The sequence below is a fragment of the Rodentibacter caecimuris genome, assembly GCF_001019715.1.
Taxonomy (GTDB): domain Bacteria; phylum Pseudomonadota; class Gammaproteobacteria; order Enterobacterales; family Pasteurellaceae; genus Rodentibacter; species Rodentibacter caecimuris.
Genome location: NZ_BBXJ01000001.1, coordinates 1,504,663 through 1,524,268 on the forward strand (window position 1 = coordinate 1,504,663; position 19,606 = coordinate 1,524,268).

At 39.9% G+C, this 19,606-nt stretch carries 16 protein-coding genes and 1 tRNA gene; 4 read left to right on the top strand and 13 right to left on the bottom strand.

Annotation, left to right across the window (positions count from 1 at the left end):
- Nucleotides 1-55 precede the first annotated feature (55 nt).
- The 3 genes from znuA to mltA form a co-directional block, all read right to left on the bottom strand.
- Nucleotides 56-1,036 (bottom strand): zinc ABC transporter substrate-binding protein ZnuA, encoded by a 981-nt coding sequence (znuA, locus tag PNEUHYL_RS07435; protein WP_059366703.1) that lies wholly within the window; start codon nt 1,034-1,036, stop codon nt 56-58.
- A 175-nt stretch (nt 1,037-1,211) separates the two neighbouring features.
- Nucleotides 1,212-1,976: a tRNA cyclic N6-threonylcarbamoyladenosine(37) synthase TcdA gene (gene tcdA / locus PNEUHYL_RS07440; RefSeq protein WP_059366707.1), complete on the bottom strand. Its 765-nt coding sequence runs from the start codon at nt 1,974-1,976 to the stop codon at nt 1,212-1,214.
- Nucleotides 1,976-3,097, bottom strand: a complete 1,122-nt coding sequence (gene mltA / locus PNEUHYL_RS07445; RefSeq protein WP_059366709.1) for a murein transglycosylase A — start codon at nt 3,095-3,097, stop codon at nt 1,976-1,978. The genes tcdA and mltA overlap by 1 nt, the downstream gene beginning before the upstream one ends.
- A 192-nt stretch (nt 3,098-3,289) precedes the next feature.
- On the opposite strand from mltA, the gene PNEUHYL_RS07450 reads away from it, so the two are divergent.
- Nucleotides 3,290-3,366 (top strand) — tRNA-Met (locus PNEUHYL_RS07450).
- A gap of 89 nt (nt 3,367-3,455) precedes the next feature.
- Here the strand turns inward: PNEUHYL_RS07450 and rlmM are convergent.
- Both rlmM and PNEUHYL_RS07460 read right to left on the bottom strand, forming a co-directional pair.
- Complete coding sequence (gene rlmM, locus PNEUHYL_RS07455) at nt 3,456-4,544, bottom strand: 23S rRNA (cytidine(2498)-2'-O)-methyltransferase RlmM (RefSeq protein WP_059366713.1); 1,089 nt, start codon at nt 4,542-4,544, stop codon at nt 3,456-3,458.
- Nucleotides 4,537-5,430 (bottom strand): transcriptional regulator GcvA, encoded by an 894-nt coding sequence (locus tag PNEUHYL_RS07460; RefSeq protein WP_059366715.1) that lies wholly within the window; start codon nt 5,428-5,430, stop codon nt 4,537-4,539. Before PNEUHYL_RS07460 ends, rlmM begins: the two co-directional genes overlap by 8 nt.
- A gap of 475 nt (nt 5,431-5,905) precedes the next feature.
- Between PNEUHYL_RS07460 and PNEUHYL_RS07465 the strand changes: the two genes are divergently transcribed.
- Entirely contained in the window at nt 5,906-6,937 is a 1,032-nt protein-coding gene (locus PNEUHYL_RS07465; protein WP_059366718.1) for a branched-chain amino acid aminotransferase, read from the top strand.
- Nucleotides 6,938-6,989: 52 nt separating this feature from the next.
- Here PNEUHYL_RS07465 and purF read toward each other — a convergent pair whose 3' ends face one another.
- The 3 genes from purF to yfbV all read right to left on the bottom strand — a co-directional run bounded on the left by purF (nt 6,990) and on the right by yfbV (nt 9,549).
- On the bottom strand, nt 6,990-8,507 hold the full coding sequence (purF, locus tag PNEUHYL_RS07470; protein ID WP_059366719.1) for an amidophosphoribosyltransferase: 1,518 nt from the start codon (nt 8,505-8,507) through the stop codon (nt 6,990-6,992).
- 10 nt (nt 8,508-8,517) lie between these two features.
- Nucleotides 8,518-9,009: a CvpA family protein gene (locus tag PNEUHYL_RS07475; RefSeq protein ID WP_059366720.1), complete on the bottom strand. Its 492-nt coding sequence runs from the start codon at nt 9,007-9,009 to the stop codon at nt 8,518-8,520.
- A 96-nt stretch (nt 9,010-9,105) separates the two neighbouring features.
- Complete coding sequence (yfbV, locus tag PNEUHYL_RS07480) at nt 9,106-9,549, bottom strand: terminus macrodomain insulation protein YfbV (RefSeq protein WP_059366722.1); 444 nt, start codon at nt 9,547-9,549, stop codon at nt 9,106-9,108.
- Between the two features lie 227 nt (nt 9,550-9,776).
- Between yfbV and PNEUHYL_RS07485 the strand changes: the two genes are divergently transcribed.
- On the top strand, nt 9,777-10,970 hold the full coding sequence (locus tag PNEUHYL_RS07485; RefSeq protein WP_059366724.1) for an acetate kinase: 1,194 nt from the start codon (nt 9,777-9,779) through the stop codon (nt 10,968-10,970).
- A gap of 66 nt (nt 10,971-11,036) precedes the next feature.
- On the top strand, nt 11,037-13,175 hold the full coding sequence (gene pta / locus PNEUHYL_RS07490) for a phosphate acetyltransferase (protein ID WP_059366727.1): 2,139 nt from the start codon (nt 11,037-11,039) through the stop codon (nt 13,173-13,175).
- Nucleotides 13,176-13,236: 61 nt separating this feature from the next.
- Here pta and rnd read toward each other — a convergent pair whose 3' ends face one another.
- From rnd to PNEUHYL_RS07515, 5 genes are all read right to left on the bottom strand, one after another.
- Nucleotides 13,237-14,391: a ribonuclease D gene (rnd, locus tag PNEUHYL_RS07495; RefSeq protein WP_059366730.1), complete on the bottom strand. Its 1,155-nt coding sequence runs from the start codon at nt 14,389-14,391 to the stop codon at nt 13,237-13,239.
- Nucleotides 14,392-14,457: 66 nt separating this feature from the next.
- Nucleotides 14,458-16,146, bottom strand: a complete 1,689-nt coding sequence (gene fadD, locus PNEUHYL_RS07500) for a long-chain-fatty-acid--CoA ligase FadD (RefSeq protein ID WP_059366734.1) — start codon at nt 16,144-16,146, stop codon at nt 14,458-14,460.
- A 43-nt stretch (nt 16,147-16,189) separates the two neighbouring features.
- Complete coding sequence (locus tag PNEUHYL_RS07505) at nt 16,190-16,729, bottom strand: Slp family lipoprotein (RefSeq protein WP_059366736.1); 540 nt, start codon at nt 16,727-16,729, stop codon at nt 16,190-16,192.
- Between the two features lie 28 nt (nt 16,730-16,757).
- Nucleotides 16,758-17,468: a tRNA (adenosine(37)-N6)-threonylcarbamoyltransferase complex dimerization subunit type 1 TsaB gene (tsaB, locus tag PNEUHYL_RS07510; RefSeq protein ID WP_059366738.1), complete on the bottom strand. Its 711-nt coding sequence runs from the start codon at nt 17,466-17,468 to the stop codon at nt 16,758-16,760.
- 12 nt (nt 17,469-17,480) lie between these two features.
- Nucleotides 17,481-19,391: a DNA repair helicase YoaA gene (locus tag PNEUHYL_RS07515; RefSeq protein WP_059366740.1), complete on the bottom strand. Its 1,911-nt coding sequence runs from the start codon at nt 19,389-19,391 to the stop codon at nt 17,481-17,483.
- Nucleotides 19,392-19,606: the final 215 nt, after the last annotated feature.

The window sequence follows — 19,606 nt, forward strand, 5'->3', positions numbered from 1 at the left end:
TTCCTTTCATAAAAAATGGTGGGATTTCCCACCATTTTCTTTCAGTTGATGCCATTTATTTACTCAAACACTGTGTATAACTATCTGCTGTTGCTTGCAGAAAATCGGCATAGGAATTCGCCCCTAACCGTACGCTATCACCAATCGGATCTAAACGCCCTATATTCACTGCCGTACCTTTTGCTAAAGATTCAATCACTTTCGGGGTAAATTGCGGCTCGGCAAACAAACAATTAACGCGATGTTCTGCGATCTCCTGTTTGATATGTGCAAGGGTTTTCGCACCGGGCGCGACCAATGGGTTAATAGTGAAATAACCGCTTTGTTTTAAGCCGTAAGCATCATTGAAATAACCGTAAGCATCATGGAAAACAAAGAAACCTTTTTCTTTAAAAGGGGCAAGCTGAGCCTTGATTTTATCGCTTTGTTCCGCCAAAGTGCGGTTAAAATCGGCAAGGTTTTTTGCAATCAGCTCTTTCTTATCGGGAAATTGCACGGTCAGTTTATCCGCCACTTTTTGTGCCACAATTTGGCTAATTGCCGGCGAATACCAAATATGCCAGTTGGTGCTTAATCCTTCGTGATTTTCATGAGCGTGATGATGTTCGTGTCCACCTTTATGCTCGTGCTTATGTTCGTGTTTATGCTCATGTTTGTGCTCGTGATCGCCATCTTCATGTAAATGCTCGTGATGTGCTTGGCTTAGCAAAGGTTCAATCTCAGCGAGATCGGCAATAGTAATCACCTTTTTACGCTCAATTTGGCTCACCGGTTTTGCTAAAAATGAATCGATGTCCTCACCTACCCATAGCACTAAGTCGGCCGATTTCACTTTTTGAATATCCGACAATTTTAAACTGTAATCATGCGGTGATGCCCCTGTGGGAACAAGAATCTGCGTATTAGTTACGCCGTTCGCAATAGACGAAGCAATAAACCCAAGCGGTTTAACCGAAGCTAATACATCCGCATTTGCCACCATTGGCAAGGTTAAAAGTGCGGTTGAAATTACACTTATTTTTAATGTAGTTTTCATTTTGTCTCCTCAATTGTTAATAATGATTCTCAAATAGTCGTAAAAGGCTACACGTTTTAAAACAAATTGCAATGGTTTTACACAAAAATTTGGTGAGATTTTTGCGTGAAAGAAAAATTGAATGTCATAAAAAACAAAAGGCAACTTTTGTTGCCTTCCATGAGATATTGAGTTTTTATTTTTTCAGCAATTTATCAATCACCCGTGAAACGGCAAAAAAGCCAAATGTGGCGGTAATCATGGTTGCCGCACCAAAACCGTTTGCACAATTCATCGTCGCGGATACCGTGCAGCCCTCCCCCGTTTGAGGAAAAATAAGCGGTTGTGTGGAAAATACCGCATCTATACCAAATTTACGCTGTGGATTTTGGCTAAAGTTAAAATCCTTGCGTAAAACCGACCGCACTTTTGCCAATAGGGGATCTTGAATAGTTTTGCTTAAATCGGCAATTTGAATTTGCGTAGGATCCGTTTGTCCCCCTGCGCCACCCACGGTGATAATTTTAATTTTATTACGTTTGCAATAGGCAATCATCGCTGCCTTGGTTTTAACATTATCAATGGCGTCAATCACATAATCATAGCCTCGATTGAGATAATCAGCCTGATTATCGGGTGAAATAAAATCATCAATAATATTGACAAGACATTCGGGATTAATCAGTTTTACCCGTTCTGCCATCACTTCCGTTTTAAGTTTACCGATATTACCGCTTAATGCCGGAAGTTGGCGATTGATGTTGGTGACACAAATATCGTCCATATCAATTAGAGTCAGCCGACCAATTCCAGAACGGGCTAACGCTTCTACCACCCACGAACCGACACCGCCAATCCCAATAACACAAATATGAGCTTGCCGAAGGCGTGCCAATCCCTCAGGGGTATAAAGTCGCCCAATCCCGCCAAAACGCTGTTCGTAATTATCTATACGCGCCATTATTGCAATACCCAAACACGACCATAATGTTTTGAAAGTCCGGCAATATGCCCTGCTTGCTCGCCGATTCCACGGTATAAATCAAAATGGTGTCCGTTTACCGCGCCACCCACATCTAATGCCACCATTAAATGTAATTTATGCGAACCTCTCCAATTACCGTCATTATCAATATCCGGCACTTCGACCAATAAAACGGAACCCGATGGGATCACATTACGATCGGAAGCCACCGCCGCCATTGGTACAAGAGGTACTCCTGCGGAACCTTTTACTTTTCCACTTGGATCATTTTTAAAGAATACATAGGATGGGTTGCGCTCTAATAAGCCTTGCACTCGTGAAGGATTCGCTTTTCCCCAATCACGAATGGCTTGAATTGACATTTTCTCTTTTGGAATTTCCCCATCTTCCACCAACAAACGCCCTACTGCTTGATATTTAAAACCATTTTGTCCGGCATAGGCAAAATAATTCAAATTGCCGTTGCCAAAATCAACATAACCACTTCCCTGTACACCTAACAAGAAGTTATCAATCATAGAATCACTATAAGCCAATTCTAAACCTTTCCCTTCCAATGCCCCTGCATAGATTTGCGCACGAGACAAACGCTTATAGGTTGGCATGGCATAAATTGGGTGTTGAAATTTCCCTTGTGGTGTTCGGCGGGCCTGAATCACCGGAGAGTAATAGCCCGTCATCAATACATTTTGATAACCATCAAAGCCTTTCATAATTTGTGAAGAAATACCGTATTGCGACAATTCACGCACATCCGCACCGGCAAGCACCCAATTCGTAATTTTTTGATAGTGGCCATAAAAACGCTCGGATAGTCTGTCGGAGTAAGCTTTAATATTAGAAAGTTGAGTTAAAAAATCACCTTGATTAATGACCGCACTTTGATTTTCCACACGAGCAACCGGCGATAAAATACTTTGTTGATAGGGACGTCCATTGTATTTTGCACCAAATTTTTTAGGATCATCGCCTGTTGGTGTGAGAATAGGCGAACCGTTATTTGATGATTTGTGTGATGAACCACCACAGGCTACCAAAATTGATGTGATTGCGAAAAGAGAAAAAACTTTTATACCGAGATTTTTACAAAATTTCATATCTTATTCCTAAACAAAAAATGAATTTTATGAGGCTGCATACGCTATCAAAAATTGTCTGAAACCACTAGCACTATTTCCTCAATAGCGTTTAATTTATATTCGTTTTGGTTATTTTATTAACAAACGCGACATAAACTTTTGTTTAATACTTGCAAAATTTCTTGAATGCAGTATAGTACGCCCATCAGACGCGGGGTGGAGCAGCTTGGTAGCTCGTCGGGCTCATAACCCGAAGGCCGTCGGTTCAAATCCGGCCCCCGCAACCAGTTTTTAAAGCATCGATTTTATCGGTGCTTTTTTCATATGTCTTATCGGTAAAAAGCATTTTTCCTCAATGGGGGAAAAATGCTTTTTCTCATTTAATAACAATATGAACTGTAATTTCCTCTCTATCGTGGAAAAGATGTTTTGCCTGAATCTCAAAGGTCAAATTTTGTTTATTCAACATATCAGTGAGATTTTCCAAGCACTGCATCACTTCTTGATAACGTTTTTTCATTGGTAACTTTAAATTAAAAATCGTTTCACGACACCAACCGTTCACCAACCATTTGCCAATCAGATTGGTAATGCGGCTTGGCTGTTCTACCATATCGCACACCAACCAATCGATTTTTTTACGTTTTGGCGGCTGAAATTTAAAACCGTCTTCCGCACAATGCTCAATTCGACCGGTCTCGTGTAGGCTTTCCGCCATTTTCCCATGATCTACCGCATAGACAAATAAACCCCGTTTAACCAACTGATATGTCCAGCCGCCCGGACAAGCCCCCAAATCCACACCGACCATACTGTCATTTAAACGTTTTTCTTCTTCCTTACGGGGAATAAATGTCAAAATCGCCTCTTCTAATTTCAACGTAGAACGGCTCGGTGCATCAAACGGAAATTTCAAACGAGGAATCCCCATAAAATACTCGGAATGGTTATTGGTATAGGAATAGCCCACATAACAGCAATTTGGCTTAACAAAAAAACAATGCAAAAAATGACCGCTCTTTGGATTCGGTCTATCCGCTAGCCAACCCTGCTTTTTTAATGCCTGACGTAGTGGCACCGTAAATTTACGGCAGAAAGTGGAAAGTTCTTTTGATTCATTCGTATCTGCGGTTTCTACAAAAAGCTCTGCGGATAGCCTGATATTTGCTTGCGCTGAAATCGTCTCAAAGTCCTTAATAATGGGGCTAATACGATCGGTCGGATCGAGATTCTCCAATAAGTCGGACACCACTAACATTTGACGGGCAAAAATAAGCCCGTTAAATGGAATTTCACGTGCCAGACGATCGGCATCATTTGGTTGATAACATTCAAATATTACATAGCCTGAATGTTCTTGCACTCGGGCAAAGCCAAATATGCCTAAAGCTGCGGCGCGATCGGTTATTTCCGCTGCCATTTCTTTTTCAAAGCCGGGGCGGCAATATAATGCGAGTTTATTCATATTCTTCTTTTTTTATTGCATTAATAATCCATTGACGAAAAGCCTGAATTTGTTCGTCATCAAGACGATCGAGATGATTCACGACATAAAAAGATTTAGGATCAGGTAAATTTGTCGGTAATACTACCTGAAGTGTACCCTGTTCAATTTCCTGCAACGCGATCAAACGATTAGCTAACGCAATTCCCTGTCCGTGGCTTGCTGCCTGCAATGCCATAAACGTATGGCTAAATAAGGGGCCTTGCTGGATATTCAAATCTTCAAGTTTTAAATAATCCGCCATAATCCGCCAGTTATCACGCGTATGCGTATGGAGCAGCGTATGTTGCTTTAAATCCCGCTTGTCGCGAACCGGTTTTTTGGCAAGCAATTCCGGTGAAGCTAAAATCAGTAAGTTTTCTTTACCTAAACGATCAACCTGTAAATTCTGCCAATTTCCCTTTCCATAATAAATGGCAAGATCGATTTCTTTATTTAATAAGCCCTCATCTTGATCCACTCCTTTTAAGCGAACTTCAATTTCGGGATGAATCCGGTTAAATTCACTTAAATGCGGGACAAGCCATTGCAGACCAAAGGTTTGAGGGACACTAATACTTAAATGGGGATCATCTTTTAGTGCTAATAATCGCTCTGTCGCTTCATTCAACTTACGTAAAATTTTATTAATATCGACAAAATAGGCTTTACCAAACTCTGTTAATTCTAAGGCTCTATTTTTACGTTTAAACAATTCGACGCCTAAAAAATCTTCTAATAGTTTAATTTGATGACTAACAGCTGCCTGAGTAACAAAAAGCTCATCGGCCGCTTTTGTAAAACTTAAATGTCGTGATGCGGATTCAAAAGACTTCAATGAATTCAAGGGTGGCAAACGTTTATACATAGTTCTTCCAAAATATAATTTTTTCGTCTATACTTAGACAGATTTAGTTCAGATTAATTTTTCTAATCCTTCAAATAAAAAAACGTCATTTGTTCTTCTCATTTTCAATTCTTACAATACACCCCATACTTAACTGTTGGTAATTCTTTACGAGTTAATGAGTTTCGGACTTAAGTATGATGTTGTGTTTGCATATAGTTCAGGTAACTGAACTTGAGTAACAATAAGTTACTCGTTTACTTCCTATAATTTGAACCTTTTGGTTAGACGCCACCCATTTTGAGTGGCGTTTTTTTCATGCCGGAATTCTAACACAGCTCTCTTTCCTTTTCTCGTTTTACTTGATGACGTTTAAAATAACTTGAGTAAATTTTAAGAAATCACAAAAAAATTTAAGCTTTAAGGTTCAAATGCTCAAAATAATGATGTAGATTAAACGACAGTTCACTAACAACATCATATTGAGGAAAGCAAAATGAAAGATTTAGACTGGGATAACCTTGGTTTCAATTACATTAAAACCGACTATCGTTTTATCGCCCATTGGAAAAACGGTAAATGGGACGAAGGAAAGCTCACCACAGATAATACTTTACATATTCACGAAGGTTCGACCGCACTTCACTATGGTCAGCAATGTTTTGAAGGTTTAAAAGCCTATCGTTGCAAGGATAATTCTATTAACTTATTCCGTCCTCAAGAAAATGCCAAGCGTATGCAACGCACAGCTGATCGTCTATTAATGCCGCAGGTACCAACGGAATTATTTGTTCGGGCTTGTAAAGAGGTCGTTAAAGCAAATGCAGATTGGGTTGGCCCTTACGGTTCGGGCGCAACCTTATATTTACGTCCATTCCTCATCGGTGTTGGTGAAAATATTGGCGTAAAGGCTGCTCCTGAATTTATTTTCTCCGTATTCTGCTGTCCGGTAGGCGCATATTTTAAAGGCGGGCTAACTCCCTCTAATTTCATCACGACTGAATACGACCGAGCAGCACCGATGGGAACAGGCGGCGTGAAAGTGGGCGGTAACTATGCGGCAAGCCTACTCCCCCATGAGTTAGCGGTTGAGCAGGGTTCGCAAGAACGAAAATTTGCCGATGCCATTTATCTTGATCCGAAAACCCATACAAAAATTGAAGAAGTCGGTGCGGCAAATTTCTTTGGTATCACCAAAGATAATAAATTTATTACTCCAACATCAGAATCCATTTTACCGAGTATTACCAAATATTCCCTACTCTATATTGCTAAAGAACGTTTAGGCATGGAGGTCATTGAGGGAGATGTGTATATTGATCAACTTGATCAATTTGCTGAAGCCGGCGCTTGCGGTACGGCAGCGGTCATTTCTCCGGTAGGCGGTATTCAGCATAAAGATAAATTCCACGTATTTTATTCCGAAACGGAAGTAGGGCCGATTACACGCAGACTTTACGAAGAGCTCACCGGAATTCAGTTTAGTGATATTGAAGCCCCAGAAGGTTGGATTGTGAAAGTTGAATAATTTAAGGGATATATTCCAACAAAAAGTGCGGTTAAAATTAACCGCACTTTTTTTATCGCTCATTATGAATTTCTAAATTTGTCGCATCTTTTTCCCTTTTCTTCTTTGCTGCATCATTGCGTTGCGAGGCAATACCATCTAAATATTCATCGGTAATATCACCTGTGATATATTCACCGGTAAAAACCGAACAATCAAATGCTTGAATCGTCGGGTTTTCTTGCTGAACAGATTCCGTTAATGCGCTAAGATCTTGGAAAATTAATTTATCCACCCCAATCAATTTCGCAATTTCCTCCACACTGCGACCATAAGCAATCAGCTCATTTTTGGTTGGCATATCAATACCATACACATTTGGATAACGAATTTCCGGTGCAGCAGAGGCAAAATAGATTTTCTTCGCTCCGGCGGCACGCGCCATTTCTACAATTTGCTCGGATGTAGTGCCACGCACGATGGAGTCATCCACTAATAAGACATTTTTATCTTTAAATTCCGATTTAATCGTATTGAGTTTACGACGAACGGAATTAATACGCTGTGCTTGACCCGGCATAATGAAGGTACGCCCAACATAGCGGTTTTTCACAAAACCTTGGCGGTAAGGTTTATTTAGCACGTTAGATATTTGTAATGCGATATCCGTTGATGTTTCCGGTACAGGAATAACCACGTCAATATTGTCTAATTCATCTTTCCATTCATGGGCTATTTTTTGTCCTAAGCGCTCCCCCATATGAACGCGAGCCGCATATACCGACACGCCATCCATAATGGAATCAGGACGGGCAAAATAAACATACTCAAAAATACACGGATTTAAGACCGCACTTTCAGCACATTGTTGTGCGTAAAGTTCCCCCACAAAGGTAACATAAATCGCTTCACCCGGTGCAACATCACGAACAAAATCATAGCCTGCGACATCCAACGCAACAGTTTCTGAAGCAAACATATATTCCGTTTTACCATTCTCTTCACGCTGCCCCAGCACTAAAGGACGGATACCAAAAGGGTCACGAAATGCTACCATGCCATGCCCGATAATCATCGCCAAACACGCATAAGCGCCACGCACATCTTTGTGGGTTTTCCCTACCGCATAGAAAATATCCTGCGGATCAAGATGATCTTGCGGAATATTGTCAAGGTGATTAGCAAAAATATTTAGAAGCAGTTCGGAATCGGAATTGGTATTCACGTGGCGACGTGCCGTTTTAAACACTTTTTGTTTTAACTCGGTCGAATTGGTTAAATTACCATTATGTACCAACGTTACCCCATAAGGTGAATTCACATAAAACGGTTGGGCTTCCGACACGCTAGAACTGCCGGCAGTAGGATAACGTACATGCCCCATTCCGGCATGACCTTGTAAACGCAACATATGCTCATGTCTAAAAACATCGCTGACTAATCCATTCGCTTTACGTAGGCGGAAACGATTTTCATCGTCGATGGTAACAATCCCCGCTGCATCTTGCCCTCTGTGCTGTAACAGCGTCAATGCTGCATAAATAGATTCATTAACAGGACTTTGGCTAACAATACCGACAATACCACACATTTCATGATCCTTATTGATTAAGTGTTGAATTTAAGAAACTGGAACTCGCTTGAAGTTGTTGGAAAAACCATTCAATAATGAAGCCAAAATGCGGAATAAGTTTTGCTTCTTTCCACCAATCGGTTTGTTCAAAGTTTGTGAAGGTATCCAAGAAAAATAAGATCGCCGCAACAATTAGCGCACCGCGTAATAAACCAAAGACCGCCCCTAATACACGATCAGTACCGCTTAATCCTGTTTTATCAACCAACTGTGCAATCACAAAATTGATGATCCCGCCAACAATTAATGTTAGAACAAACAAAATGCCAATTGCCGTGCCATTCCGCACATACATGGATTCAATTTGAGTTAGATAAGTTGCAAGGTAAGGATAAAACTGGCTTGCCACGATAAATGCAACGACCCAGCTGGCAAGTGATAGCACTTCGCGTACAAAACCACGTAGTAAACTGACAAGAATAGAAAAAGCGATAATGCCAATAATAATGTAATCGATCATTAAAAAGTCTCTCAATAAAAAGAGCTGCCTAAAGCAGCCTGTGTATTCTACAAAAAATAAAGTAAAAAGGAAAACGTTTGCGTCATATAAATTTTGCTAAATTTCTTTCCAAAAAGCCCTGTCTAACCGCAGCTCCGCTTTCCTTAAAACTTCGGCTAAATGTTGATAAGTGGGTTTACCTTGTAAGGGAGGAACAGATTCTTGGATATTTCTCAAACGTTCACAAATATCGTAAAACCATGTTGCACTTTGCGCTTCCAAAGGTGAAATTGCACGTTTACCTAACCAATACAGTCCTTGTAGTGGGATTAATAAAGCAAAAAGTGCGGTTAAAATCGCTGCAGAAAAAGCCATAACATCATGTTTGGCATAAAGCTGTTGCCAAACAATAGCGAATACGGCAATTAACGGCATCGCATTTTGTGCAAAACGCGTACTTTTTATGACACGGTGCTCAGGAAAAATGATCCCTAATTTAGCCTCTTTCGGCCAAGTGTTAAGATAAATTTGTCCTTGCTTGAAAATAGAAAAAAATGACATAAAACAATAAAAACACCCTTAAAAATAACCGCACTTATGATACTCCAGTTCGCCTGGAATTTCTATCTTACCAAATTAATGCCAATGACATTTTTCTTTGACAGAAGTTAGATTTTTCTTTCTTGATTAATTTATTTTATTGCGTAAAAGGTGTATCCTATGCACGACTTTGCAGTCCAATCTCTCTGATTGGATTTTTATTAACTTTAATCAACTATAGGGTTCCTATGTCAAAACTTGTTCTTATCCTTAACTGTGGTAGTTCTTCGTTAAAATTTGCAATTCTTGATCCTGCTACAGGAGAAGAAAAATTATCCGGTTTGGCTGAAGCTTTTTTCCTTCCTGAATCTCGCATTAAATGGAAACTTAACGGTGAAAAGGGTAATGCTGATTTAGGTGCTGGCGCAGCACACTGTGAAGCGTTGAATTTTATCGTAGCAAATATTCTAACTGACGAATTGAAAAATTCTATTGCGGCGATCGGTCATCGTGTCGTTCACGGCGGCGAAAAATATACGCAATCCGTTGTGATTACCGATGAAGTTATTCAAGGTATCAAAGATGCCGCAGAATTTGCCCCACTCCATAATCCGGCGCATTTAATCGGTATTGAAGAAGCATTTAAAGCATTCCCTCATTTAAAAGATAAAAACGTTGCCGTATTTGACACTGCATTCCATCAAACGATGCCGGAAGAAGCCTACCTTTATGCGCTTCCTTACTCACTCTATAAAGAGCATGGCGTACGTCGCTACGGAATGCACGGTACCAGCCATTATTTTATCAGCCGTGAAGCGGCAAAACGCTTGGGCGTTACTGAAGATAAAGTGAATGTTATCACTTGTCACTTGGGTAATGGAGCGTCTGTTGCCGCGGTGCGTAACGGTAAATGTATTGATACATCAATGGGTTTTACCCCGTTAGAAGGTTTAGTAATGGGAACCCGTTCTGGTGATTTGGATCCGGCTATCATTTTCTATATGCATAAAACATTAGGAATGTCTGTTGAGCAAATCGAAGAAACCTTAGTGAAAAAATCCGGCTTACTCGGTTTAACCGAAGTTACCAGCGACTGTCGCTATGCCGAAGATAACTATGATAAAGAAGAGCCGGCAAAACGTGCATTAGATGTATTCTGCTACCGTTTGGCAAAATATATCGGTGCTTATATGGCGGTTATTGGTGATCGTTTAGATGCCATCGTATTTACCGGCGGTATCGGGGAAAACTCGGCAAAAGTGCGTGAAGAAACACTCAAACACTTAAAATTATTCGGTTACCAATTAGACAATGAGAAAAACTTAGCTGCTCGCTTTGGTAATGAAGGTGTCATCACTGCGGATAACACACCGCTTGCGCTTGTTATTCCAACTAATGAAGAATTAGTGATTGCACAAGATACTGCAAAACTCAGTTTCTAATCATCTCGACAAACTGCCGAAAAATTCGGCAGTTTTCATTTTAATCAAAAATAAATAAGGGTTATTATGTCTCGTACTATTATTTTAATTCCGGTCAGCGCCGGAGTTGGGCTTACCAGTATTAGTCTCGGTCTGATTCAATCTTTAGAACAAAAAGGCGCAAAAGTCGGCTTTATGAAACCGATTTCTCAACCAAGTTCAGGTGAAGATAAATTAGATCGCACCACATCAATTATTCGTACCAGTACCAATCTTGATACTGCCGAACCGTTTATGTTAAGTGTTGCTGAATCCTTAATCGGACAAAATCAATCGGATGTATTACTGGAAAAAATTGTTGCGAATCATCAACAACTAACCAAAAACAATGAAATTGTTATTGTTGAAGGCTTAATTCCAACCCGTAAACACGGTTATGCCAACAGCATTAACTATGAAATTGCTCAAGCACTTGATGCTGAAATTATTTTAGTTGCCGCACCGGCAACAGAAACGCCTGAGCAACTTAAAGAACGCGTTGAAGCGGCCGCATCGTTGTTCGGTGGAAAAAATAATCCGAATATTCTGGGTGTTGTGGTCAATAAATTCAATGCGCCTGTCGATGAATCCGGTCGTACCCGCCCTGATTTAACCGAAATTTTTGATTCTTTCCAACATAGCCATAATAGTGAAGCGGAAATCAACAAACTGTTTACAAACAGCCCGATTAAATTATTAGCTTGCGTGCCTTGGTCAGCGGAATTAATTGCAACTCGTGCATTAGATATTATCAAACACCTTGGTGCAGCAATTATTAATGAAGGCGACATCAATCGCCGCATTCGCGGAATTACGTTCTGTGCAAGAAGTTTACCGAATATGCTCGAACACTTCCGTACCGGCAGTTTATTAGTCGTTTCGGCGGATCGTCCGGATGTATTGGTTGCCGCCGCCCTTGCCGCAATGAACGGCGTAGAAATCGGTGGGATTTTATTAACCGGCGGCTACAAAATTGACGCACAAATCAAAAAATTATGTCAGCACGCTTTTGAAAGCACTAAATTACCGATTTTCCGTATTGAAGGTAACACTTGGCAAACTGCGCTCACGTTACAAAGCTTTAATCTTGAAGTACCGAGCGATGATAAAGAACGCATTGAAAATATCAAACGTTATACTAGCGAACAATTTGACAATGCCTTCATTGATAATCTAGTTGCCGCGTCAACCCGTTTACGTCGTCTATCACCACCCGCTTTCCGTTACCAACTCACCGAGCTTGCACGTGCAGCGAAAAAACGCATTGTGCTTCCTGAAGGAGACGAACCTCGTACAATTAAAGCGGCTGCACTTTGTGCTGAACGCGGCATTGCAGAATGTGTATTATTAGCCAACCCTGATGATGTGAAACGCGTTGCCGAAGCGCAAGACGTTGTATTAGGTCAAGGCATTACCATTATTAATCCTGCCGACGTTCGTGAAAAATATGTCGATCGTTTAGTTGAATTACGCAAAGCGAAAGGAATGACAGAAGCCTCTGCGCGTGAACAGTTAGAAGATACCGTGGTTCTAGGAACAATGATGTTGGAAGCAAACGAAGTGGACGGCTTAGTTTCCGGAGCAGTGCATACCACGGCAAATACGATCAGACCGCCAATGCAAATTATAAAAACCGCACCGGGTAGCTCAATCGTTTCTTCTATTTTCTTTATGTTACTACCGGATCAAGTTTTAGTTTACGGTGACTGTGCGGTCAACCCTGATCCGACAGCCGAACAACTTGCAGAAATTGCAATTCAATCCGCCGATTCGGCAAAAGCCTTTGGTATTGATCCGAAAGTAGCCATGATCTCCTACTCTACCGGCACATCAGGTAGCGGTGCAGATGTGGAAAAAGTGAAAGAAGCGACAAGAATTGCTAAGGAAAAACGCCCTGATCTATTAATCGACGGTCCGTTACAATACGACGCGGCGGTGATGGAAGATGTGGCTCGTTCTAAGGCGCCTAATTCACCTGTCGCAGGTAAAGCAACCGTATTCGTATTCCCTGATTTAAACACCGGTAATACGACTTACAAAGCGGTGCAACGTTCTGCCGATCTAGTTTCTATCGGTCCAATGTTGCAAGGTATGCGTAAACCGGTGAATGACTTATCGCGCGGTGCATTAGTCGATGATATTGTGTACACCATTGCATTAACTGCCATTCAAGCTACCCAGAGTTAATCTAAAACTTATATAAAATTGACCGCACTTTGATTAAGTGCGGTCATTTTTTATCATATTTTTAAAATTCTATCGATTTCAATAAAGCCAAAAGCTGTAATCCAATTTCTCTACGCCAACCAACTAATAAATCCGGTAATTTATCCGGTGATTCATCGTGTAGCCAAACCCATTTGATTAATTCTTCCAAACTTCGTTTACTCGCTAAAATTTCTAATGTTAATCCTTGAGGCGTTAGCTCATACGCTTTTTCTTGTAAGAGGCGAATTGCCTTTTTATAACGGGGATCATCGGCAATACGCACGATCCGCTTCGGATAATCATAAGGTGATACCCGACGTGCCTTTGCTAAGAGTTGTAAAATTTTCTTACCACGTACTCTTACTTCATTATTGGAAAGCCCCATTTCAAGCATTTCCGACGTATTACGCGGATTATATTTTGCCACTTTCCATAAGTTTTCTGATTTAACTACATAAGAAAGCGCCAAATTACGTTCCATTGCCACTTCTTGTCGCCATTGTGCCAAAATTTTTAATCGGGCAAGTTCCAATGGATTAAGTTTCCATGAATTTGGAATGTCTAAATAAGCACTTTCCACATCACGTGTTTGCAGTTTTTTGATTTTTGATAAAGCAAGTTCACAGTCTGCCTGCACAGCACTTTGCCAAGGCGTTGCCACCAGCTCTTTTTGTAAACAAGAGTAAATCGGCAACAAATACCACACATCGCCTGCGGCATAATGCAGTTGGTTTTCCGATAAAGGGCGTTTAATCCAATTTGTTCTGGTCGCCCCCTTGTCCACTTTGATATTTAAATAATTTAGTGCCAATTTTGCCAATCCCACTGAATTTCCTAATCCAAGGAAACGTGCCATTATTTGCGTATCAATCATTGGTTGGGGCAATTGATCAAATTCCTGTAAGAAAACAACTAAATCTTCGCTACAAGAATGGAGCACTTTAAGCACATCAGGATCAGCCAATAATTCAACAAAAGGCGAAAAATCGCTGATGCTTAAAGGGTCAATCAGAGAAACATTTTCCCCGTCATAAAGTTGAATCAGACCCAATTTCGGAAAATAAGTCGATACCCGCACAAATTCAGTGTCTAAAGCAACCGCACTTTTTTGGCGTGCTAATTGACAAATTTCACTCAGCTCCTGATTTGTTGTGATCAATGAAAAATGCAATGGTTCTTGGCATTCTTTTATCATGACATTATCTCTTAGATTAAAAAAACAAAAATGGGATATTACTATCCCATGATTAAATGATGAAACTTAGTGTGTTGGTCGGTTAGCAATTTCTTCATCTCGTAATATTCGGCGTAATATTTTTCCAACATTTGTTTTAGGTAATTCATCTCGAAACTCAATTTCTTTCGGCACTTTGTAGCCGGTCAAATGCTGACGACAATGCTGACGAAGTTCATCACGCGTAAGACTTTCGTCTTTTTTCACTACAAAAATTTTAATGGTTTCGCCTGAAATTTCGTTCGGTACGCCAATTGCCACAGCCTCCGCAACTTTATAATTAAGCATGACAACATCTTCAATTTCATTCGGATAGACATTAAAACCGGAAACTAAGATCATATCTTTTTTGCGATCCACAATACGTAAACTATAGCTTTCATCCATAATGACAATATCGCCGGTTGCCATCCAGCCATCTTTCAATACTTCATTCGTTGCTTCAGGACGCTGCCAGTAACCTTGCATGACTTGCTCGCCTTTTACCCATAGCTCTCCCGCCTCACCGATTTTCGCCTCTGAACCATCATCTTTGATAATTTTTACATCCGTATTTGGCACAGGCACGCCGATAGTCCCGTTATGTTTCACAACATTTACCGGACAAGCGGCAATAAGAGGTGAGCATTCCGTCATACCATAGCCTTCAATAATGTTACAACCGGTTAAATCGTGCCAACGAGTAGCAACGGATTGCTGAATAGCCATACCACCGCCAACAGAAAGTTTTAATGCCGAAAAATCAACTTCTTTGAAATTTTCATTATTTAATAGTGCATTAAATAGCGTATTCACTCCTGTAATGGCTTCAAAGCGATATTTTTTTAACTCTTTGACAAAACCATCAACATCACGTGGATTTGTAATCAAAATAGCCGTAACACCAAGTTCAAGGAAAAGTAAACAGTTCACGGTTAAAGCAAAAACATGATAAAGCGGTAAGGCAAGAATAGCCGATCGGGCACGAGCATGATCGCCGATGAAAGGTTCTGCGATCCATTTTGCTTGGAAAACATTGGTAATAATGTTTCCATGGGAAAGCATCGCCCCTTTCGCTACACCGGTTGTTCCCCCCGTATATTGTAGGAAAGCCAGATCATTGCGTCTCACTTCAGGTTGAATATATTGACGATGTTTACCAATACTTAATACTTCACGGAAAGTAACGGCATCAGGTAATTTATACTTTGGTACTAATTTTTTGATGTATTTCACCACAAAATTAACTAATGTACGCTTACCAAAGGAAAGTTGATCACCCATTCGGGTTAAAATGACGTGTTTTATATCAGTGTTAAAAACGACTTTCTCAAGCGTCGAAGCAAAATTTGAAACAACCACTATCGCTACCGCACTGCTATCTTGTAATTGATGTTCAAGTTCACGCGGAGTATAAAGCGGATTAACATTCACTGCGATTAAACCTGCCCGTAAAATACCAAAAAGTGCAATAGGATATTGCAACAAATTCGGCATCATTAATGCTACACGATCACCTCGTTTTAATTTAAATTCATTTTGCAAATAAGCCGCAAAAGCCCGACTACGCTCTTCTAATTTACGAAAAGTAAGAACCTGCCCCATATTGATATATGCCGGTCGATCAGGATGTTCGCGAATCGCTTTATTAAATATATCTAAAATTGATTCATATTTTGAAGTATCCAGATGTTTTTCAGCACCTTCCGGATAATTTTGAAACCAAATTTTTTCCATTTATTAACCTTATCGTTGGAAAATCGACGGCAGATTCTATCACTTAATTTAAATAATAGCGAATTTCCGGCTCAGTATGCCATGGACGATAGCGCCAATCCCCAAAACCCCAATCATTCCAATGATCCAACGGGTAGTAATGTCTAGTCAATGTCCAAAGGCGGTAATTTTCAATTTGAACAACCGGATAAGAGTAGTTAGCCTGCTCAATTTTGCCTTCTTCTTTGCCGGATAAAACACCGCCTAGAGTAATATAGCGATCTTTCAGATTCTCAGGATCAACAAAACCATCAAAATAAGCGATAAAACGCCCTTGGGACTGTGATTCCAATATAGGTTTACCCGAATAATTAGCAATCGGCAGACTTAATACTTCAATTTTCGTTTTATTCGGTAAAATTTCCGATTGAATAATTTTCCCGCCTAAACGTACGGTTTTACAGTGACAATTCAGATCTTGCGGAGAGATAGTCCGATAATCCGTAATAGAAAATCTATCTTTCTCTAAGCCTTGAGGTGATGTAATACAGCCTGTTAATAAGAAAGAAAATGCAGTTAAAAATAGTGTTACTTTTACCCTCATAAGTGCCTCCTACCGTTCTATAAGGAAATTATTCGCGTCCCGGCAATTTTTTCCAGGTGACCTCATTACGTAAATAAATAGGTTCTATCTCTAATGCTGAAATCACTTTTTTTTGTGACCAATCCACACGGGCTAACTCCAGCATATAGAAAGCATTGGGCAATTCAATATCCGTACCGACAAAATTTTTTTCAGAAAATTGCGGATAAGCATTCCAACCTGTTCCTACTCGAAAAGCCGCCTCATCGGTAAATTGAGCAATAACCTGCTCCGGCGAGCAAACTTGCTCAGTAATTACTTCATGCCACTGAAAAAACTCACCGAAATCAGACCGCACTTTTTCCCGTTTAAGTTGGGAAAAATAAACTTCATTCATTCTCGCATCAATAGCCGCAGCAACATTTTCCATTTGATGTAATTCGAAAGCCGCCTGTGCCATCGCCGTTAAATTTGAAATAGGAATAACCGGTAGATTTGCGCCAAAAGCCAATCCTTGTGCAATTCCTGCACCAACCCTAACGCCTGTAAAACTCCCAGGGCCGCGACCAAAAGCAAGCGCATCAACTTGAGTCAAGCGAATTCCTGAATTTGCTAGAATTTCATCTATCATCGGCAGAATACGTTTTGTATGACTCCGTTGAGCCAACTCACTTAAATATGTTTTTTCACCCTTGTTTAGCAATGCGACAGAACAGGCTTCAGTAGAAGTATCTAATGCTAATAACGTTAAATTTGTCATTATTTTTCTCAATTATTTATTTTGTAGGAATTGTATCACTTTGTTGAGATCTCGGGTACGGCTTAAATTTGGCAAACTTTTTAAAAATGTTTCACCATAGTGACGCATTACAAGGCGATTATCACAAATAACGACGACACCACGATCCGTAATATCACGAATTAAACGCCCCACTCCTTGCTTTAGCGTAATGACGGCTTCAGGAATTTGGATATCATTAAACGGATTGCCACTTTGTAAACGGCAATCCTCAATACGCGCTTTAAGTAAAGGCTCATCAGGAGACATAAAGGGAAGCTTATCAATAATAACCAAAGAAAGTGCATCACCTCGCACATCAACCCCTTCCCAAAAGCTTGACGTAGCAACTAACACTGTATTTTGATTAGCCGTAAATTGTTCCAATAATGTCGTTTTCGACATTTCTCCTTGTAACAATACTAATAGTTGGCTATTTAAACGAAAATACCCTGCTAAATTACGCATCATTTCATAGGAAGTACAAAGAACAAAACATCTCCCTTGGTTGGCTTCAATGATAGGTAACAACATTTTACCCAACTCGGTTTGTGTATTAGTTTGGTTTGTATTTGGCAAATAGCGTGGTACACACAATAACGCCTGTTCAGTATAATTAAACGGACTTTGTAGAATAAGCTGGCGTGCATTTTCAATTCCTAAACGATGACAAAAATGATCAAATGTCCCACCGACTTCTAAAGTAGCGGATGTGAAAATCCAAGCGGCCTGCTTGGTTTTCAGTTGTTCACCAAATTTATCCGCAACTGTTAAAGGAGTAATATGCAGAGCAAATTGGCGAGCAAAAGTCTCATACCAATAACAATGACCGACACGATCTGTTTCCTGTAAACGTTGTAAATTGCCTTTTAAATTCTCAACCCGTTCAAAAATATTATCCAGAGTCTGTGAACGTCCTAAAGCTAATTTAATTACGTCAGACAAAAAAGATAATTTCTCAATAAGAATTTTAAATGATTTTTCGACCGCACTTTGCCTCAATATTTCACGCCAATTACTACGTAGATTTCCTTCTCCCAATAATAAACGAAAATCTTGTACTGTTTTTTGTAAAGTATCCGCCGCGCTGCTTAACTGTTTCAGATCTTTTAATTCCGTATGGTAAACAATGCTAATATCTTTACAAAGTTCAAAAAATTGTCGAGAACTCACAGATTGTCCAAAATATTGACTAGCAATATCAGGTAATTGATGAGCCTCATCAAAAATAATATTTTCCGCTTGGGGAATAAGTTCACCAAAACCACTTTCTTTCACTGCCATATCTGCAAAAAACAAGTGATGATTGACGACTACAATATCTGCATTGAGCGCTTTTTTTCGTGCCAGTGCGACGTAACAATCCGAATAATTTGGACAATCTGAGCCAAGACAATTTTCTGCCGTACTGGTTAATTGGGATAAAATCGGGCTATCTTCTGCAAGATCGGCACACTCAGTCAAATCTCCCGTTTTACTTGAAATGCTCCACTGTCGAACTTTAAATAAATCTTCTAATACCGATTTATCGCCCAACACGCCCTGCGCAATTAAGCCTTCCAAACGCTCTAAACACAAATAATTAGATCGACCTTTAAGTAAAGCGGTTTTTCCTGTGTAACCCAATGCTTTTTTTATTGCCGGTAAATCACGATTAAATAATTGATCTTGGAGATTTTTAGAACCGGTAGAAATAATAGTTTTCTTACCGGAAAGCAATGCTGGAGCTAAATAAGCAAAAGTTTTTCCTGTACCGGTGCCAGCTTCTACTACTAATATGCTTTTTTCAGCAAAAACTGTTTCGATAGCTTGCGCCATTTCCAGCTGTTCAATACGCGGGTGAAAACCTTTAATATGTTGGCTTAATGCACCGCTTTCAGCAAAAACTTTTGTAACTTTACTCATAAAAAAGAAATCTAACTATATCACCGCTAAAATTTGTCATTAGTGTAACAAATTTCATTAATGAATAAAAATACAGTAAAAATAAACTTATAATTGATTAAACTTTAAAAAAGTTGATAGCAGGAAAAATAATCTTTGAAATGGAGGGATAGCATTTAAATTTTATATCAAAAATAAATAGAAAACGTCCTAAGTTTTAACCGCACTTTATTTTT

Bases quoted from the DNA above. Each gene is read 5' to 3' on its own strand.
- PNEUHYL_RS07465 (WP_059366718.1), top strand. From the start codon at position 5,906: ATGAAAGATTTAGACTGGGATAACCTTGGTTTCAATTACATTAAAACC.
- yfbV (WP_059366722.1), bottom strand. From the start codon at position 9,549: ATGTCATTTTTTTCTATTTTCAAGCAAGGACAAATTTATCTTAACACT.
- PNEUHYL_RS07515 (WP_059366740.1), bottom strand. From the start codon at position 19,391: ATGAGTAAAGTTACAAAAGTTTTTGCTGAAAGCGGTGCATTAAGCCAA.
- mltA (WP_059366709.1), bottom strand. From the start codon at position 3,097: ATGAAATTTTGTAAAAATCTCGGTATAAAAGTTTTTTCTCTTTTCGCA.
- PNEUHYL_RS07485 (WP_059366724.1), top strand. From the start codon at position 9,777: ATGTCAAAACTTGTTCTTATCCTTAACTGTGGTAGTTCTTCGTTAAAA.
- znuA (WP_059366703.1), bottom strand. From the start codon at position 1,036: ATGAAAACTACATTAAAAATAAGTGTAATTTCAACCGCACTTTTAACC.
- purF (WP_059366719.1), bottom strand. From the start codon at position 8,507: ATGTGTGGTATTGTCGGTATTGTTAGCCAAAGTCCTGTTAATGAATCT.
- PNEUHYL_RS07505 (WP_059366736.1), bottom strand. From the start codon at position 16,729: ATGAGGGTAAAAGTAACACTATTTTTAACTGCATTTTCTTTCTTATTA.
- tsaB (WP_059366738.1), bottom strand. From the start codon at position 17,468: ATGACAAATTTAACGTTATTAGCATTAGATACTTCTACTGAAGCCTGT.
- pta (WP_059366727.1), top strand. From the start codon at position 11,037: ATGTCTCGTACTATTATTTTAATTCCGGTCAGCGCCGGAGTTGGGCTT.
- fadD (WP_059366734.1), bottom strand. From the start codon at position 16,146: ATGGAAAAAATTTGGTTTCAAAATTATCCGGAAGGTGCTGAAAAACAT.
- PNEUHYL_RS07475 (WP_059366720.1), bottom strand. From the start codon at position 9,009: ATGATCGATTACATTATTATTGGCATTATCGCTTTTTCTATTCTTGTC.
- rlmM (WP_059366713.1), bottom strand. From the start codon at position 4,544: ATGAATAAACTCGCATTATATTGCCGCCCCGGCTTTGAAAAAGAAATG.
- tcdA (WP_059366707.1), bottom strand. From the start codon at position 1,976: ATGGCGCGTATAGATAATTACGAACAGCGTTTTGGCGGGATTGGGCGA.
- PNEUHYL_RS07460 (WP_059366715.1), bottom strand. From the start codon at position 5,430: ATGTATAAACGTTTGCCACCCTTGAATTCATTGAAGTCTTTTGAATCC.
- rnd (WP_059366730.1), bottom strand. From the start codon at position 14,391: ATGATAAAAGAATGCCAAGAACCATTGCATTTTTCATTGATCACAACA.